Raw genomic sequence first — 19,498 nt, 5'->3', positions numbered from 1 at the left:
TTATAAATCTATGTTAATACCAAATAAGAAGGTTTTTGTGTTTGGATATGCAGAAAGTTCTATTCCTGATGTTCCACTAGCTCCTGTAGAGCTGCTTGAGCCTACAATTTCTGGAGTAAAACCAGAATACTTGGTAATTAAAAATGGATTTTTTGCAGTTGCATAAACTCTTATTTTAGAAATTTGGTCTATTACTGTAGGTAATGTATAGCCTATTGTAATATTATTAATTCTAACATAATCTCCATTTTCTAAATAGTAACTTGATGCGTAAGAATCTCTGTCGGCTCCAGGGTTGGTATTGGTAGAACCTTCACCAGTCCATCTATTAGCGTATGTATCATATGCAATATTTTCTCCTCCATCTATACGGGTACTTTTTAGTCCGTTATAAACTTTGTTACCACCAGCTCCAAAAGCATCAACAGTTAAATCAAAATCTTTGTAGTTAATACCTAAATTAATACCAAAGTTATATGTTGGAATGTAAGAGCCAAAGAATTTTTTATCATTATCATCTATAACACCATCCTCATTTTGATCTTTGTAACGTAAATATCCAGGAGATGGAGAACCGTAATGAGCATTAGAATCTATCTCATCTTGAGTTTGCCAAACACCATCAGCTTCCCACATCCACCAAGCGTATATTGGTTGTCCTTCTTCCAATCTTTTTGTAATTTGACCGTTAGATAAGCTACCTCCGGTTTGACCGTCGTAAGCAGATTTTACGTTTTCAACATTATTTTTATTATTAGAGAACACAACACCTACATTGTATGATAGGTCTTGAGAAATTGCATTTTTCCAGTTCAATTCTACTTCAAAACCTTTGTTAAGTACTTCTGCACCGTGATCGTAATATTTTGATTGATCTCCTGAAGTATACACTGGAGTAACATATAAAATAGCATTTTCAGTGTTTCTGTTGTAATAGTTAAAACTACCAGATAATTTAGAGTTAAAAGCTTGAAAATCTAAACCAACGTTAGTTTCTTTAGTAATTTCCCAAGAAATAGGGTAAATGGAAGCTCCTAAAGCTGCTCCATAAACTAAGTCTTGATTTGCTCCAAAAACATAGTTTACGCTACTGCTTCCGGTAGATGTTGTATATGTTGATACGTTAAAAGGAACGTTGGAATTCCCTAATTCACCCCAACCTAATCTTAGTTTTAAGAATTCTAAATTTTTTACTTCACTTAAAAAATTCTCTTTAGTTAATACCCAACCAGCACTAAAAGATGGGAAGTTTCCAAAATAATCTGTATTATTATCGTTATTAAAAGTACTTATTCCATCTCTACGAATATTTGCTTGAAGAAAATATTTTTGATTAAAGTTATATTGTAATCTTCCATAATATGATAATTGGTGAGTAGGCGTAGAGAAGTATTGTTGTGAAACTTGTTCATAATCTTCAGATGCAAAGTTTATGTTCCAATATTGTTCTTTTTCAGGAACATCATAAGCTAGTTGATATGTATGAAATATATCGTTTTTACTACCTTTTGTAATACCAGCTACAACATTAAAAGTATGTTCTCCTATTTCTTTATCAAAGGTTAAATAAGAATCCCAGTTAAATCTATAGCTATCAGATGTAGTATATGAAAGACTGTTATCTGCATAAGAAGTTGTTGATGGATTTGCTGCTTTTAAAGCATTAAAATCATCTTCAGTTTGTCCAGTATTTAGGGTTAAATATTGTGACTTAATATCATTAAATGATCTAGATCTGTAATAAGATTTTGTAGCACCAAAACGCGAATTAGCTTTTAAGTAATCTGTTATTTTAACTTCTAAGTCAAAAGATCCTTGAAGATCTGTAGTTATATCTTTTTGATTTTTATAATATACCGTTGATAAAGGGTTACCAATAGAATTTAAACTACTATTACCTTGGTAAACAACAAGTCCTGTGCTAGTATCCCATTCTGCTTGTCCAAAAGCACCATTATCATAATATGTAGGTACAATTGGAGCTTGTTTGTAAGCTTCGTCAAAAGCTCCAAATGGTTTTGGAGTTTCTTTAGATATTGCAGCACTAATATTTTGTGTAAATTTCACTCTATTATCAAAAAGATTGTATGTGCTATTAGATCTTAAAGTGTTTCTTGTTAAATTTTGTCCTGTTAAAATACCATCTTCATTATAGTTATTTAAACTAAAAAAATAGTTAACACGATCATTTGCTCCAGAAATGGAAACATTATTACTATTAGTTAAACCAACTTCTGCTAATTCATCAAACCAATCTGTATCATAAGCTTGGTTAGTTGAAAGTAAATTTGTTGATCCTAATGATGTACGAACCTCGTTGAAATAAGTAATATACTCCGATGCGTTTGCCATTTTTACTTGATTAAGTATAGTAGTTGCTCCGTAATAAGAACTTACACTAAGTTTTGCTTTACCAAGTTTACCTTTTTTGGTGGTAATAAACACAACACCGTTTGCAGCATCCATACCATAAATTGCAGCAGATGCAGCATCTTTCATAACGTCCATAGTTTCAATATCGGCAGGGTTTATGTTGCTAATACCGCTAACTTGAATTCCGTCTACAATATAAAGTGGAGTTGTGCCAGATGCGGCAGTTCCCAATCCTCTAATCATTACTACGGGTTCACTACCTGGTGCATTTGTGTTAATAATGCTTACACCAGATAATTTTCCTTGTATTGATTGTGTTGCATTAATAGCTGGTTGCTTTAAAAGGTCGTCTGATTTAACACTAGAAATAGCACCTGTAAGGTCCGATCTTTTTTGCGTTCCATAACCAATAACTACAACTTCGTCTAATGCTTGAGAATCTTCACGAAGTATAAAATTAATTGTTTTTAAACCGTTTACTTTTTGTTCAGTTGTAAAATAACCCAAGTAGCTAACAACTAGTGTAGCAGAATTGGGAACATTTTCTATTGTGAAATTTCCATCAAAATCGGTTTGTACACCAATTATAGAATTTTTTACAATAACAGAAGCTCCAGAAAGTTTATTTCCGCTTTGATCGCTTACTGTGCCTGTTACTTTTATTTGTTGAGCTAAAAGTGTAGAACAATAAAATAGTACCAGGAGTAAAAAGGTGAATTTGTTTTTCATTGTATGATGTTTTATATTTAGTTATGGTAAAGTTATTTTTTAATTTACTTGAAGTGTTGGATGTAGCCACTTCTTAACTACATCATTGTGTTAAAATGCATAAAACCTCAGTTTTTATGAAGTCTTAAGGCTGTGTTGATGAATATTAATATTTAGCAAAAAGCAGATTTGATGTATTTTTGATGTAGTATATTAACCACTTTTTTTACTAAATTGATATTTGCGGCAGGTTTTTTTAAGGGATTAGAATAAGAAGTCTAAAGTTTCATAAAAAATTCATTTAAATTTTGATCGTTGTTTAAATTTAATTTTTTTCGAAGTCGGTATCTGTGAATTTCAACACCGCGGGTTGATATTCCCATTAACGGTGCTATTTCTTTTGTAGCCAAATTCATTTTTAAATAAGCGCACAATTTTAAATCTTTTGGTGTTAACTGTGCTTCGTTATTTTTTAACAATAATTTAAAAAATGAATCATGAATTTCGTTAAAATTAGACTCAAAAACTTCCCAGTCTTTAGATGTGTTTATGTTTTTATTAATGGTTGCAAGTAGCTTGTCTAATTTTGGCTTATTAATAATTTCTTTTTTTAACTGTTCTAGCTCACTTTTAATGTTTTCAAGCAATTCATCTTTTCTTGTCATTCCCATTGCAGTATTAGCTAATTCTTTTGTTTTAGCATCTAATTCAATTTCATGTTGCATTTTTTGAAGTTCATTTAATTTTATCTCGTTTTTTAAATCTTCTTCTTTTCTTAGTATTTCCTGTTTGTGTTGAAATTGATTGTCTAAATATTTTTTATGCTTTATAAGATGGTATTTATTAATTATGGTAATAAAATAAAAAACAAAAACTAATAAACTTATTATTAAAATTACACCCCAAAAGCCCATATACCAAGGAGGTTTAATATATAATTTTAAAGAATTAACAGCACTATATTCTTTAAAATTTAAAAACGATCTTAATAGTATTTTTAAAGAGCCATAAGGCAAGCCAGTTAATTCAATATTACCATTTGTTCCGGTCCAATAATTATTTCCTAAGGAGTATTCAATAGTATTATTTGAAAGATGAGGTGATTTAAGTTCTATTTTTAAGGTGTCATTTTGTTTTAGTTCAATTTTCTGTAATAAATCTTGTGGTTTATTATTAACATAAACCCTGCTAATTGTAGGTGGGTTTACTTTAATATTTTGATTAATATTTTTAGGATTTAAAACCAAAACATCGTTATATAATGAAATAAAAATAAGACTGTCATTAACAACAACTGCTCGCTGATCGCCTTCACCTCTAACTAGTTTATCTTTATAATATTTGGTTGGTAAATATATTTGAGATAGGCTGTCCTGAATATTTTTTCTAATAAAAATGGTGTTATCACTTCTTTTTAAAACAATTAGGTTGTTTTGAAAATTGTTATTTAGTATAATCGAATTTTTATCTTTTCCTAAAACGTTGTTGAAAGAGGTAAAATCTTCAATTCTGTTTTCGATAGAATTATAAACATACCATTTTTCATTGCTATAAAAGGCAATATTTCTTTCTATATTGTATAATTTTATGTCGTAAACATTGGTAAAGTTAGCATTAAATTGTTTTTCAATTCGTAGTACTTTTTCATAATTTTCTGAAAAATGAATTCTATAAACACCTTTGTAAGAATGTAAAACCCAAGCAGTGTGTGAATTTTCAAAAGCGATATTTTTAATAGGAAAATTTACATTTTGAACATCTTTATAACTCCATTTGTCGTTATTTTTAGAATATAATGTTAATCCTGAGTAATTTGCTTGTATAAATTTATTTTGTTGACCTAAAATAGGTTTAAATACATATCCTCCATTTTTTTGACTTATAGTAGATAACTTTCCGTTTAAAATACTGTAAGTTCCAGAGTTGTGTCCACAAATAATTTCATTATTTATTAAAGTTAAAGACCAAGTGTGTCCCTGTGTATCTTTAATAAAACTTACACCGTTATTGTCGGCTTTATAAATACCTGTATTTGTTGCTAAATAAACCTCATTGTTTAATTTAACCATATCATAAACAGCACCAATATCTTCTTTATACGGATTTAAATAATACGGAAAATGGTTTGTTGGTATAGCAGAAATTCCATTGTCTAGCGCAACCCATAATATTCCTGCAGAATCTATTTTACTGGATAAAACGGTATTGTTTTGAAGGCCATTTTTTACATTTAAATTTATAAATGTATCTTGATTTATAGTATATTGATAAATCCCTTTTTTTATGGTTCCGGCAAAAACTTTACCATTGCTATATGATAAAGAGTTTAACTCGTGTTCTTTTAATAAATTATTAAATTGGTTGTTCCAAGGTTGTAAATTATTGTTTTCATACGTGTATAAACCGTGAAGCGAAGTTCCAATTAAAAGCTGGTTATTTTTAAAAGCAGAAATGGCCTGAACTCTAACTTTAGCCAAAAGTTCAGTGTTTTTTAAAACAACTAGTTTATCATTTTTAAGTTCTAATAACCCTTTGTTAACACCTTGTACAATAAAGCGATTGTTATGTACAAAAGCAGCCATTAGTATAAAGTTGGGTTTAATTGTTTTTAGTTTTCCATTTTCATAAATAAATAAATCGCTAAATGTCTTAAAAATAATTTTATCGTTAACAGCATAAATTCCCCAAATAGATTGTGATATTATTTTATTTGGCGAAAGATATTTGCTTAAACTTGTGTAAACAAGGCTACCATTATTTGAACGTGTCCAATAGCCAAATTCCTCATAAGAACCTGTAAAAATTTTATTTCCAACAACTTTAACAGATCTAATTATTGTTTTGTTTGGTAGTTTATTTAAACGCCAATTTACACCATCATATTCTAATAAACCTTCGTTGTTTGCTGAATAAATATGTTCACTATCAGAATCAATTCCCCAATTCTGATTTCCTGCTCCATAATCTCTTGAATTAAAGTTGCTAATTGGCGGAAGTTTAATTTGAGATGTAGCCGAAGTAACTGCAAATAAAATGGCGATTAATGGATATTTTAAATTTAAAATTTTGAACATAATTTATTTCTAAATAAGTGCTATTGTTAGCACAAACTAAATTATAATTATCTAGTTTGTATTTATTAATTACTGCATTTGAAATTTAATTAGTATAAAAAAAAATCATGTAAAGTTATAATAAGTACGTCATTACTACATAAAAAATAGTTAAAAAATGTTACGTGTTGAAAATAAATTATTTAGGTGTGTTGTTTATTGTTTTTTTAATATTTAGTTTAAAAGCAAGTATTATAATACGCTGTAAAGTGTAGCGTTTAATTTAATAATTTTTAACGTTGGTTTTTCATTTAAATTTAATGGAATAGTTGCACGCAAGAAAACTAAAAAACCGCTAATATTTTTATAGTGTGTTTTTAGTGTTGTTTTTAGTTTAAATTACACGGCTACATATAATAATATATAGGCAAATGACAATATAATATTACAAAAAAATAGCGCATTTAAATATCTTTATTTTTTGATAAAAAAGATTAAAAAAAGATGAAATATTTAATAAAAATTATTGGGATTATATTGTTGATTTTAATTTTTTCTTGTAAGGAAGGAAGTAGTGAAAAACCAGCAAATGAAATTGAATTTAAAACACTTTTAAAGCAAGATATTAAATATCAAGGAAGAATCGATTTTTTTAAAGATAGCACCATTGCTTTAATAAGTCCGGGAGCGTTAATTTCTTTCAATTTTTCGGGAAATACCTGTGAAGTAAATTTAAAAGGTATGTTTTTACCGCACAATTATGTTTCTTTTGAACTAGATGGTAAACATTTAGGAAGAGTAAAAATTGAAAGCGATTTTTTAAAACCTTACATCGTTAAAATTCCAGCTGAAAAAGGTGTGCATAACCTTAAAATTATTAAAGAATCTGAGGCAAGTAACGGAGCTGTAATTATTGGCGCTATAAAAGTTGATAAATTGGAGTCAATACAGCCATCCACAAAAAAATATATTGAATTTATTGGAAACTCAATTACCTGTGGAGCAGCATCAGACTCAAGTGTGTTGCCTTGTGAAGAGGGTGAATATTTTGACCATCAAAATGTGTACAATGCTTATGGACCAAGATTGGCAAGAGCATTGGATGTAGATTATATGTTAAGTTCTGTATCGGGAATTGGTATTTACAGAAATTGGAATGATGAAAATATTGATGAACCAATTATGCTTCAAGTCTATGAAAACTTATACTTAAATACAGACGATTCAAAAAAATATGATTTCAGAAAACAACCAGATATTGTAAGTATTTGCCTGGGAACAAATGATTTTTCAAATGGAGATGGTATTAAACCGCGCTTGCCATTTAATAAAGAATTATTTATTTCAAATTATATCAGATTAATTAAAATGGTGTATAGCCATTACCCAAACACAAAAATTGTGATGTTAAATAGCCCAATGATTAACGGCGAAACAAACAACCTTTTTATAAGTTATTTAAAAGAAATACAATCTGATATTGAAACTAAATTACACAAATCAATTCCAATTCTTCAGTTTAAAAATCTGTATGTAAACGGATGTTTATACCATCCGAGCGTTGAAGATCACAGGAAAATGGCTACCGAGTTAGAGCCATCTTTTAGAAATTTATTAAATAATTGAAAACAAACATCATGAAAAAAATACTGTTTACTTTACTTGTAATTATTTCAACAGTTGTATCAGCTCAAAAATTTGAAGGATTAGCACAAACACCACCTTTAGGATGGAACAGCTGGAATACTTTTGCAACAGATATTAATGAACAACTGGTAAAGGATATTGCTGATAAATTTGTAACGCTTGGTTTAAAAGATGCTGGTTATGAGTATATTGTGTTAGATGATGGATGGATGGCAAAAGAAAGAGATGCTAACGGAAATTTAGTTGCTGATCCTGTAAAATTCCCAAGTGGTATAAAAGCATTGGCAGATTATATTCACGCAAAAGGATTAAAATTTGGTTTGTATAATTGTGCTGGTAATACAACTTGTGCTGGTTATCCGGGTAGTAGAGGTCACGAATATCAAGATGCAAAATTGTATGCTTCTTGGCACGTAGATTTTTTAAAATACGACTGGTGCAATACCGAAAATATAAATGCAATTGGCGCTTATACAACAATGGGAAATGCATTAATAGCAGCAGGAAGACCAATAATTTTAAGCATTTGTGAGTGGGGAGATAATGAACCTTGGAAATGGGCTGGAACTATTGGTCAGCAATGGAGAGTTACAGGTGATATTATTAATTGCTGGGATTGTGAAGTTGGACATGGTTCATGGTCTTCAAGTGGCATTTGGAAAATAATAAATATGCGAAAAGATATTAGAAAAGCAGCTGGGCCAAGTAATTGGAATGATTATGATATGATGGAAGTTGGAAACGGAATGACAAATGCAGAAGATAGAAGTCATTTTGCAATGTGGACAATGTTAACGTCACCTTTAATTATGGGAAATGATATAAGAAGTGCTACGCCAGAAACTATTAAAACATTAAGTAATAAAGAAGTGATTGCTGTGAATCAAGATAAATTAGGAATACAGGGTTTTAGATTTACCAATGAAAATGATTTGGAAGTTTGGATAAAACCAATAGAAAACAATGCTTGGGTAATATCTTTTGTAAATATGAAAGAGGTGCCAGTTGAAATAAATTTTGATTGGACAAAACATGAAATTGGAGATAATGTTAATAACAAACAGTTAAAAGTGAAAGAAAAAACCTATAAAATAAGAGATTTGTTTAATCATAAAGATTTTGGAGATACTTCTAAAGTTTTAAAAACCACTATTGGAGTTCATGATGTATTTATGATTAAGGTGTATTAATAAACAACTATTAAAAATGAAAAACATTTTAAAAATTAAAGCATTGCGCAGCTATTTGGTTTTGGTAATTTTAGTTGTAAATACAAGTGCTTTTTCACAGTTTACGGTTTCAAAATTGTACAATAATCATATGGTTATTCAGCAAAATGAAATTATAAATGTTTGGGGAACTGCCAATTTAAATACATCCGTTTCTGTTCAATTCAACAATAAAACCTATAAAACGAAAGCCAATTATAAAGGAGATTGGTTGGTTTCTTTACCTAAAATGAAACCCGGCGGACCTTTTAAAATGATACTTAAATCTGGTAAAGAAATAATTTTAATAGATGATATTTTAATTGGCGATGTTTGGATTTGTTCAGGGCAATCTAATATGGAATGGCCATTGTCTCAAACCGAGAATGCTTCTTTAGAAATTGCTCAGGTTTCAGATACAAACATCCGGCATTTTAAAGTTCCAATTTCGTATGCTGAAAAACCTGAAAATACTTTAGCTGGAGGAATTTGGGAAGTTGCTTCTCCAACTACTGTTGGTAATTTTACGGCTGTTGGGTATTATTTTGCAAAAAATTTAAGAGCAACCAATAACCAAGTTCCCATTGGTTTAATAAATACATCTTGGGGAGGAAGTAGAATTGAACCTTGGATGAATGCCAAAACACTAAATATTGACAATCCTGAAGTTTATTTAAAAGAAGCACAACGGGAACAAAATGCAGGTTTTGAAACGATGCTAAGCAATTTAAAAAAGCAATTTCCTTACTTAACTAAAGAAGATGCTGGAACTGTAAATAATGAACCTATTTGGGCAGTAACTAATTTAGATGAAAGTGATTGGATTGCTATAAATGTGCCTGATTTATGGGAAAACCAAGGTTTTGAAGGTTTTGATGGTATTGCTTGGTATAGAACTTCTTTTGAACTTACAGCAGAACAGGCAAAAAACAGTATTACCTTAAGTTTAGGAATGGTTGATGATTCGGATTATGTGTGGATAAACGGACAAAAAGTAGGGGAAACAGTTCAACAATACAGTGCAAAACGAATTTATACGATTGATTCTAATTTTTTAGTTGAAGGGCAAAACACCTTAACAGTAAAGGTACATGATTTAAGTGGTGGAGGTGGAATTTATGGTGCAAATAATGAATTGTTTATAAAAACTGTAAACAATCAAATTTCATTGGCTAAAAAATGGAAATTTAAAGTTGGTTCTTATACTCGTTCAATGGTAGGCGTAAATCAGGTTGCAATGATGCTCTATAACAAAATGATTTATCCTTTGGTAAATTATCCAATTAAAGGAGTAATTTGGTATCAAGGAGAATCCAATGCAAATTCTACGGAGGAAGCTGTAAAGTATTCCGAATTATTTCAAGCAATGATTACACAATGGAGACAAGAGTGGAATATTGGTGATTTTCCTTTTTTATGGGTGCAATTGGCTAATTTTATGCAACCTCAAGAACCTAGTGTAGAAAGTAATTGGGCCTTGTTAAGAGCTTCCCAATCTTCAGCATTAAAATTGCCAAATACCGCTGAAGCTGTAATTATTGATATTGGTAATGCTGATGATATTCATCCTAAAAATAAAAAAGATGTTGGTTATAGATTATCATTAGGAGCAAGAAAAATAATTTATAAGGAACCTATAGTGTATTCCGGACCAACGTATAAAAGTCAAGAAATTTTAGAAGATAAAATTATTTTAAGTTTTAATACTGTTGGAAGCGGACTTAAAACTACCGATAAATATAATTATGTAAAAGGATTTACTATTGCTGGAGCGGACAAAAAATTTGTATGGGCACAAGCTACTATTAAAAATAATCAAGTAATTGTTTGGAATACTGAAGTTAAAAAGCCTTTGTATGTGCGTTACGCTTGGGCGGATAATCCTGATGATGCCAATTTATACAATAAAGAAGGATTACCTGCAAGTCCTTTTAAAACAGATTAAGGTTAGTACATTATTGAATGAAGAACAATAACTAAATAACACTTTGCTATTACAGAGTATCATTTAATTCAATTTTAATAACAAAAGCAGCATCATCAATTTTTTGGTTTGGTGTTTTCAAATGCAATCCTAAATAATCAAAGTCAAATGGCAAATTTTCTTTAGCGCCTAAAAAAGATACAGCTTTAATTTTAGGTAATTTATCACCCAAAAATTTAGTTGTAAACGAGGTTAAAGTAATTGGAATATTTTCTCCTGGCCAACCTAAAACAATAGCATATATAGTGTTTCCTTTTTTTGTATATCGGATATCTTGCGGAGTATATGTGATTTTATCTAAAAACATACCAGATTTTTCTTGAATTGTAGGACCTTCACCAAAAACGTTCCACGTTCTGGTTCCATAAATAGCTTCTCCGTTTACTTTTAACCAATTGCCAATTGTTAGTAAAACTTCTTGCTGATTTTCAGGAATAATTCCGTTTGCCATTGGTGAAACATTTAGCATTAATGCTCCGTTTTTACTTACAACATCCGCTAATACATGAATTATTTCTTTTGCAGATTTTAGCTTTAAATTGTTGGTGTAACTCCAACTTCCAATAGATATGGTTTCATCTGTTAACCAAAATTCTGTTGTTATTTTGTTCATTCGTCCTTTTTCAAAATCTTCTAAACTAACCGATTTTGGAAATTCTCCATCTTTATGTGTAAAAACAACTTGTTTATTTTTAGCAACCGCATTATTAAAATAATAGGCAACAAATTTTTTTCGGTAAGATTCAGGAATTTTTTGAGTTTGACCATCAAAGTAAATTAAATCGGGATTATAATTATCTATTACTTCTTTTAATTGACCAAACCAATCTTGGCTAAATTTTTCTTTTGAAATATTGCCATACATTTTAGCCAAAAGCGGATCTTTTGATGAGGTTGCCATTTTTGGGTTGTATGGAAAATAAGAAGTATCATTTAACCATTGTCTAGGTTCATCTTTAAAAATTTGTAGGTTTCTTGCCATGTGAAAAGAGGCAACAAATTTCATGTTTTTTTGATGAATGGCTTTACTTAATTCAGCTAAAATATCTCGGTGCGGACCCATATCAACAGAGTTCCAAGGATTAATTTTACTTCCCCAATTAGACCAACCATCATGATGTTCTGCAACAACTCCTGCAAATTTCGCACCTGCTTTTTGAAAAAGCGTTGCCCACTCGTTTGCATCAAAATTTTCTGCTTTAAACATAGGAACAAAATCATGATATCCAAATTCCGAAAGTTCACCGTAGGTTGCAATATGGTGTTTGTTTTCATTTGAACCTTCAATATGCATTAATCTTGGATACCAATCATTGGCAAAGGCAGGAACAGACAAAACGCCCCAATGTGCATAAATTCCAAATTTAGCATCTTTAAACCACTCGGCGGTTTTATTATATTGAGCTAAAGACTCCCAAGTTTCTTCATATTTTATTTCTTTTGTTAATTCTTTTTTAGGTTCTGAACAACTCATAAAAAAATTTAAAATTAACACTATTAAAACACCTACTAATTTACTCATTTCATTAAGTTTTATTAATCCTTCCAAACAGTAACGCCTCCAGATTGCAATAGTTTGTTACCAATTAAAATTTTAGCATTTGCAGGAATTTTCAATTCATAATCATTTGAAGAATAATTAACGCCTACCCAAAATCCATCTCGCCATTGAACATAAACACCTTCGGGATAATTTTCAATAGCAATATTTGCTCTTTTATAAACGTTTTTAAGAATTTCTTTTTCAAGTTTAGCATCATCTGTATCAACACCAATATAAGTTACCGTTCCTTTTCCAATTTTGTTTATTACTACTGCCGATTTTCCCGCATAGAATTGATTGGTATAAGTAGCCAAAACATTCGCTTTGGAATTTGCTTCAATTAAATCCGCCCAATTATTCCAATAATATTCTTCATTATTGCTTAAAATAGTTCCTTTTATATTTGGTAATAATTGATCAAAGTATTCAATTTTAGCATCAATTAAAGGATAGATTTTTTCACCGTATGCAGATTTAAATAAATGTCCATTTCTATCTTTAACACCTGTTCTAAGTGTTAAAACCAAATTTCCACCTTGTTTAACATAGTTAGTCCATTTTTTAATTAACACATCATCAACTAATTCAAAAGCAGGAATAATAACAACATTATAATCGTTTAAATTTTCATTTTCATAAACTATAGCTGTGGGTGCTCCAAATGATTTTGTGATTTCTAAGTATTTCTGAATAAATGATAAAGTATTCCATTCAGATGTTTGTCCTTGTCTGCTTAAACTCCAAAGATTATCATAATTCCATAACAGGGCAGTTTTTCGATCTTCAACTTTTTGGGGAATTACCGCTTTTGGAGTATAGGCATCTCGTAAAGTTTTCATTTCACTAATTGTTTGTTTATAATCTTTTCCTCCTTGCGATAATGTTTCACCATCTAAAGTTGTAATACCACTATGATACTGTTCTGCACCATAATTTATTTGACGATAGCGGTATGAACAAGCAAACGATAAATTTCCGCCAAAGCAATGGTATAACCACATACGTACAGCTCCGGGTTGCAATAATGGATTTATATTTCCCCAATTCACAAAACCTGGTTGAAGTTCCATAATGCCAGAAACATTGTTTTTTTGTTTAAAAAAACTAAATGCAAAAGACAATTCTTTTGGATCACCTAAACGAAAACCATTTGTACCGATGTTAGTATTTCCTTTATTTGGATACGAAGTAAATGAGTTAAAATCTAGATTTTTTGTTCTACGTGGATCTGCTGTTGGAATAGTTGCCACGTAATTGGTTGTTATGTATTGGTTTTTAGAAATTAATGGGCGTAAAATTGCTGCTTGAAAATCTAAAAATTCCGCTTGCATGTCAGCCGAGTAACGTTTTAAATCTAATTGAGAATGTGGATTGATTCCCCACCAACCAACTAGTTTTTCATTTGGGATTTTTATTTCATTAAAAGAGCTATACGTTTGACTCCAAAAGGCGGTTCCCCAAGCTTTATTTAGTGCATTAATAGTTTGATATTTATTTTCTAACCAATGCTGAAATGCTTTTTGTGAAGAAGGACTAAAATCTGTTTTTGCCCAAGGTTCATTGTCTAATTGCCAGCCAATTATTGTAGGGTTATTACCATAGCGTTTCCCTAATTCTATAATTATTTTTTTAGATAATGATCTCCAAATTGGATTGCTTAATGATTGCTGGTCTCTTGTACCATGCTCTTGCCGCTGATAATCTGCATTCATTAAATAAATTTCAGGATATTTAATACCTGCCCAAACAGGAACAATAGATGTTGGAGTTCCTAAAATAACTTTTAAGTGGTACTTTGTTGCTAAATTAATAACCTCATCTAACCATTGAAATGTATAAACATTTTCTTGTGGCTCCATAGCTACCCAAGCAAACTCGGCTAAGTGAATAAATTCAAAACCAATTTCAGAAATATTTTTAATATCGCGCTCCCATTCACTTTTATCCCAATGTTCTGGGTAATAGTAAATTCCCATAGACATTAAATCTTTTGCTGGAAAAAATTGTTCAGAATTTTGCGATTTAACAGTTGCAGTTAAAAAAAGAATTACAACCATTAAAATGAATTGTTTTCTCATTATTTTCAAAAAATTATTATTTCTGTTTTTCTAGAGTTATTAGAAACACATCGTTTTCATTTATTTTAAAAGTTTTGGTAAATACTTTATTTTTTTGAATTTTTATAAATTCTTCTAAAATAGGTTCTCCGTTATTTTTTTCATTAATAATTTTAACTTGTTCTTTGGTTAATTGGTTGGGTTTATTAATAGATAAATAGGTGCTGTAGGGATCATTTACCTTATAACCAATTTTATACATTTTTAATTTGTATGTACCTTTTGGCACGTCATTAACTTCAATTTTAACTGAACCTTTTGGTTTAGAGGGCAAGTCTTTTATATAATAAGTTTGATTAAGTACAGAGTCTCCAGGATGCGTATTTGTAAAATCCCACATTAATAATTGAATATCGCCTTTAGAATTTTTAGTTACCCATGAACTACTATCACTATTTTTTAGGGCTATATCGCCTAATTTATTTAAATAACTGTAAGCAAAATATGAAGGCTTTTTAATTCCTTGTGTGTTTAGCAATCCAAAGCCTCCATGAAATGGTGTGAATCTTGGTCCTGCTTCTTCAAAAATATCTGTAAAAACCCAATACGACATAGAATTTGCTGCGGTTCCAACTTGTTTTGTTTTTTCTAATATATAAGCAGCTTGATGATAACTATCATGAATTGGGTCTGATGGTGTGTAAGAAGAGCTCCACTCTGTATAATGAAGTTCTAAATTAGGTTTCGCAGATTCCGCAATTTGCTTTCTAGATTCTATTACTTTGCCACTAACACTCCATGTATCTTTATTTAAAATAGTTCCAGAAGTTCCTGATTCATCTAAATATCCATGTTTTACTCCATAATCATGGGTAGAAATAAAATCTATTGGTGTATTGTTAGCCACACAATATTCTATAGTTTCAGGTACCCAAGCAGCTCCAGCAGTAGCAGGTCCTCCAACTTTATATATTGGGTTTACACTTTTAACAGCTCTAGCGGCATAGTCGTATAATTTAAAATATTCTTCTTGGGTTCCAGACCAAAAACCATCTTTTAAATTTGGCTCATTCCAAACCTCAAAATACCAAGTTTTTACTTCTTCTTCTCCATATCTTAGTGTAAAGTGTTCTGTTAAATTTGTAATTAAATTTCCCCAATCATTGTAATTTTTGGGAGGTGTTATATTTCCTTTCCACCAAAATACAGTTTGATCTCCACTTGCCATGGCAGAGGGCATAAAACCTAATTCAACAAAAGGTTTCATACCAATACTTAATATATAATCATATAAAACATCAATATATTGATAATTATATTCTGCTTCGCCTTTTTCATTTACTCTATATACAGCCATATCATCTGTTAATAAGCCATGCATACGTATATATTTAAAGCCACAATCTTTTTTTGTTATTGCTAATTGTTGTTGCCAATCGGCTCGTAATCCTTCATTAGCTCTTCCTGCACCTATACATTCTTTAAACATGGTGTTTAATTTTCCAGATGTAGAGTTGTAGTTTAGGTTAATTATTCGCTCTTGAGCTACTAAATTGAAGCATGCAAGGAGGAATACAAATTTTAGAGCATGTTTAAATATTTTCATAATTATTTAATTTTAATAGAAATTTCCTTCTTAATATCTCTTGATGAATTTCCAATTTTAAGTTGATAAGTTCCTTTTTCTACAATCCAATTGTTTTTGATTACATTAAAATATGCCAACTCTTTAGCAGGTATTTGAAGGGTTACTTTTTCTGAAGTTCCACTTTTTACCAATATTTTTTGAAAACCTTTTAGTTCTTGCGCAGCTCTTTTTACAATTGAATTTGGTTTTGAAACATATAATTGAGCTACTTCTTTGCCGTCTATTTTTCCTGAATTTTTAATATTGAAAGAAATTTGAATGGTATCCTTTTCTGTGTAGGTAGCTTTATTGGTTTTTAAATCTGAAAATTCAAAATTGGTATAAGATAAACCAAATCCAAAAGGATATAAAGGTTCTAGGTTTTGTGTATCAAACCAACGGTAACCTACTAGAAATTCTTCTTTGTATTCAACGGTTTTATTACCAGGAAAACTTTTTGTTGCGTGTGCCGGAGAATCGTTGATGTTTTTAGGCATTGTCCAAGGTAATTTACCTGATGGATTTATTTTTCCTAAAATAACATCAGCCAAAGCATTTCCGCCTTCTGAACCATTGAACCAGCTCCAAACAATGGTTGAAGCTTTGTCTTTTACAGAACCAATATCAAACGGAGCACCAGCAATAAACACTACAATTGTATTTGGGTTTACAGCCATTACTTTTTGAATTAATTCATCTTGTCCAAAAGGCAATGATAAGTCTTGTCGGTCTGATGCTTCTGTTTCATAATCGCGGTTAGAACCTGCAAAAATAATAGCAATATCAGAATTTTTAGCTGCATTTATGGCTTTATCTAATGTTGCTTTATCTAATTTGTTTACCGTAGTTGGACCGTGCAGTGTTACTTTTTCCTTTTGATCATTTTCATTTTTTAAATAGCGTTCCAAATAACCTTCTGCATATTTAATATTAATCTCTTTTGGTAATCTATTTTGAAGACCTTCAAGCGGTGTAATTTCTCTTTTTGTTTTTACACCAGCGCCAAAACCACCCAAAGCATTTTTCTTGGTAGCATTGTTTCCAATTACAGCAATAGATTTTATTCCATCTACTTTTAATGGTAATATATTTTTATCATTTTTTAATAAAACAATAGCTTCTGCGGCAACATTGTAAGAATCTTGAAAATGAGCTTCTGTTGAAAGACTTCCTTTTGTTCTATTTTTACCATCAATGGCTTTTATTTGAAATAATACTCCTAAAATGCGCTTTACGTGTTTGTTAATTTCTTCTTCTGAAATTTCACCAGCTTTATAAGCTGCATTTAATTTATCGGCTAAATAATATTCGTTAAAAGGTTTTGGTGTTCCCATTTCAATATCCAACCCATTTTTTAATGATTTTACGGTGGAATGAACTGCAGCCCAATCGGAAATTACAATTCCTTGAAAACCCCATTCATCTCTTAATATTTTGTTTAACATTAAATCATTTTCACATAAATAATCACCTCTAAATTTATTGTATGCGCCCATTAAACTATAAGCGTTAGCATCTTTTACCGATGCTTCAAATGCAGGTAAATAAATTTCACGCAAAGTCCTTTCATCCACTAGAACATCAACTGTTCCTCTATTGGTTTCCTGATTGTTTACTGCAAAATGTTTTACACAAGCCATCACATCATTATTTTGAATACCAATAATAAAAGGCACTGCTAACTTTTTGTTTAAAAAAGGGTCTTCCGTAAAATATTCATAAGTACGTCCACCTAATGGAGTTCTAATAATATTAATTGCGGGTGAAAGCAACATATCTTTATTTCGAGCTCGAGCTTCTTGTCCAACACTGTTTCCAAAAGTATATGACAACTCAGGATTCCAAGTAGCAGCAACTGCTCCAGCTGCAGGATAATACGTTGCAAAATCGTTATCCCAACCTGCTGTAGCCCAGCTATTTCTTGAAATTTCTTCACGAATTCCTAAAGGACCATCGGCCATTTTAAGTTCAGGAATTCCTAAACGCTCAACGCCACCGTTTGCAAACATGCTATTTCCATGAAGCATTCCAATTTTCTCTTCAATGGTCATGAGTGCAATTAATGAATCTATTTTTTTATTAAATACAGCAGCATTAAATGGAATTGGTTCTGGTATTTTTTGATGAGTGATAGCAGCTGTTTTTATTTCCGTTTTATTTTCTTTACAAGAAGAAAAAACAAATATTAATAGTACAATAGATAATAAATAGTTTTTCATTTTTTGGTTATTTTTTTTTAAAACGAATAGCTGTTCCGCCTCCTTCAGCTAGCTTTATTTGTAGTATATCTTTTGAAGTTACTTCTTTTGATGAAATAACAACTTTGGTTGCGTTTTTGTTCCATGTAATACCTTCTGCATCGGCATAAATTTGTGCTTCATAGCTTGTGTTATGATTAAGGAAAGTTAACGCTATATTAAAAGAACGACTTTTTTCATTGGTTAAACTTCCTAAATACCAATCTTCGCTAAATCTATCTTTTCTAGCAGTTGTAATATATTCGCCAATTTCTGCATTTAAAACTTTTGTATCATCCCAATCTACAGGTACATCTTGTAAAAATTTAAAAGCAGGATTGCCATCGTAGTTTTCAGGTAAATCTGCCAGCATTTGAATAGGAGAATACAGCACAACATATAATGCTAATTGTTTAGCAGTTGTGGTATGTACATCGCGTCCTTCAAATCCTTGTTTAATTTCAACATCTAAAACTCCCGGTGTAAAATCCATAGGGCCTGAAAGCATTCTTGTAAACGGAATAGTTGCAGTATGGCTAGGTGGATTTCCATCACTCCAAGCGTTATATTCTTGTCCGCGAGCACCTTCGCGCGCCATCATATTTGGATACGTTCTGCGTTCTCCAGTATCTTTAATTGGCTCGTGAAAATTAACGGTTAATTTGTGTTCTAATGCCTTGTTTAACACAAATCGGTAATAGTTTACACCAAACTGACCGTGATGCCATTCTTTCATATTTAAACGAGAACCTACCTGACCAATTTTTACATCGTGAATTCCAACATCTTGGTATAATTGCATTCCAGCATCAATTTGTTCTAAATAATTGATAATATTTGAACCTGTTTCATGATACCCAATAATACTTACGCCTTTTGATTTTGCGTAATCTGTAACTTCAACTAAGTTAAAATTATCGGCGGCATCTGTAAAGCTAAACATGTGCATGGCGTTTTCATACCAAGCAGGAGTCCAACCTTTATTCCAGCCTTCAATTAATAAGTGATCTATTCCTAATTTTTCACAATAATCAATATATTCTTTTGCGTTTTTTGTAGTT

At 30.8% G+C, this 19,498-nt stretch carries 10 protein-coding genes; 3 read left to right on the top strand and 7 right to left on the bottom strand.

Annotated features, from left to right (window positions below):
• Positions 1 to 3,102, bottom strand: coding sequence for a SusC/RagA family TonB-linked outer membrane protein (locus ABY298_RS01045; protein WP_372744125.1), 3,102 nt, complete (start codon positions 3,100 to 3,102; stop codon positions 1 to 3).
• 257 nt (positions 3,103 to 3,359) lie between these two features.
• Complete coding sequence (locus ABY298_RS01040; protein WP_372744124.1) at positions 3,360 to 6,155, bottom strand: LuxR C-terminal-related transcriptional regulator; 2,796 nt, start codon at positions 6,153 to 6,155, stop codon at positions 3,360 to 3,362.
• 483 nt (positions 6,156 to 6,638) lie between these two features.
• On the opposite strand from ABY298_RS01040, the gene ABY298_RS01035 reads away from it, so the two are divergent.
• Genes ABY298_RS01035 through ABY298_RS01025 form a run of 3 tightly spaced genes read left to right on the top strand, consistent with a single transcriptional unit; the run spans position 6,639 to position 10,934 of the window.
• Positions 6,639 to 7,760, top strand: coding sequence for a GDSL-type esterase/lipase family protein (locus ABY298_RS01035; RefSeq protein ID WP_372744123.1), 1,122 nt, complete (start codon positions 6,639 to 6,641; stop codon positions 7,758 to 7,760).
• An 11-nt stretch (positions 7,761 to 7,771) separates the two neighbouring features.
• Positions 7,772 to 8,971, top strand: a complete 1,200-nt coding sequence (locus ABY298_RS01030; RefSeq protein WP_372744122.1) for a glycoside hydrolase family 27 protein — start codon at positions 7,772 to 7,774, stop codon at positions 8,969 to 8,971.
• Positions 8,972 to 8,987: 16 nt separating this feature from the next.
• On the top strand, positions 8,988 to 10,934 hold the full coding sequence (locus ABY298_RS01025; RefSeq protein ID WP_372744121.1) for a sialate O-acetylesterase: 1,947 nt from the start codon (positions 8,988 to 8,990) through the stop codon (positions 10,932 to 10,934).
• 49 nt (positions 10,935 to 10,983) lie between these two features.
• On the opposite strand, the gene ABY298_RS01020 is transcribed toward ABY298_RS01025, so the two are convergent.
• From ABY298_RS01020 to ABY298_RS01000, 5 genes are all read right to left on the bottom strand, one after another.
• Positions 10,984 to 12,495: an alpha-L-fucosidase gene (locus ABY298_RS01020; protein ID WP_372744120.1), complete on the bottom strand. Its 1,512-nt coding sequence runs from the start codon at positions 12,493 to 12,495 to the stop codon at positions 10,984 to 10,986.
• A gap of 14 nt (positions 12,496 to 12,509) precedes the next feature.
• Positions 12,510 to 14,594 carry a beta-galactosidase gene (locus ABY298_RS01015; protein WP_372744119.1) on the bottom strand — a complete coding sequence of 695 codons (2,085 nt, stop codon included), beginning with the start codon at positions 14,592 to 14,594 and terminating at the stop codon, positions 12,510 to 12,512.
• 16 nt (positions 14,595 to 14,610) lie between these two features.
• Positions 14,611 to 16,179: a glycoside hydrolase gene (locus tag ABY298_RS01010; protein WP_372744118.1), complete on the bottom strand. Its 1,569-nt coding sequence runs from the start codon at positions 16,177 to 16,179 to the stop codon at positions 14,611 to 14,613.
• A 2-nt stretch (positions 16,180 to 16,181) separates the two neighbouring features.
• Positions 16,182 to 18,419 carry a glycoside hydrolase family 3 C-terminal domain-containing protein gene (locus tag ABY298_RS01005; RefSeq protein WP_372744117.1) on the bottom strand — a complete coding sequence of 746 codons (2,238 nt, stop codon included), beginning with the start codon at positions 18,417 to 18,419 and terminating at the stop codon, positions 16,182 to 16,184.
• Between the two features lie 7 nt (positions 18,420 to 18,426).
• Positions 18,427 to 19,498: glycoside hydrolase family 97 catalytic domain-containing protein (locus ABY298_RS01000; protein ID WP_372744116.1), on the bottom strand; the 1,072-nt coding region annotated here is incomplete at its 5' end.

It is taken from the genome of Lutibacter sp. (assembly GCF_041596795.1).
Lineage (GTDB): Bacteria > Bacteroidota > Bacteroidia > Flavobacteriales > Flavobacteriaceae > Lutibacter.
The sequence above is the reverse complement of the archived record's forward strand: the minus strand, read 5'-3'. Positions and strand labels throughout refer to the sequence as shown.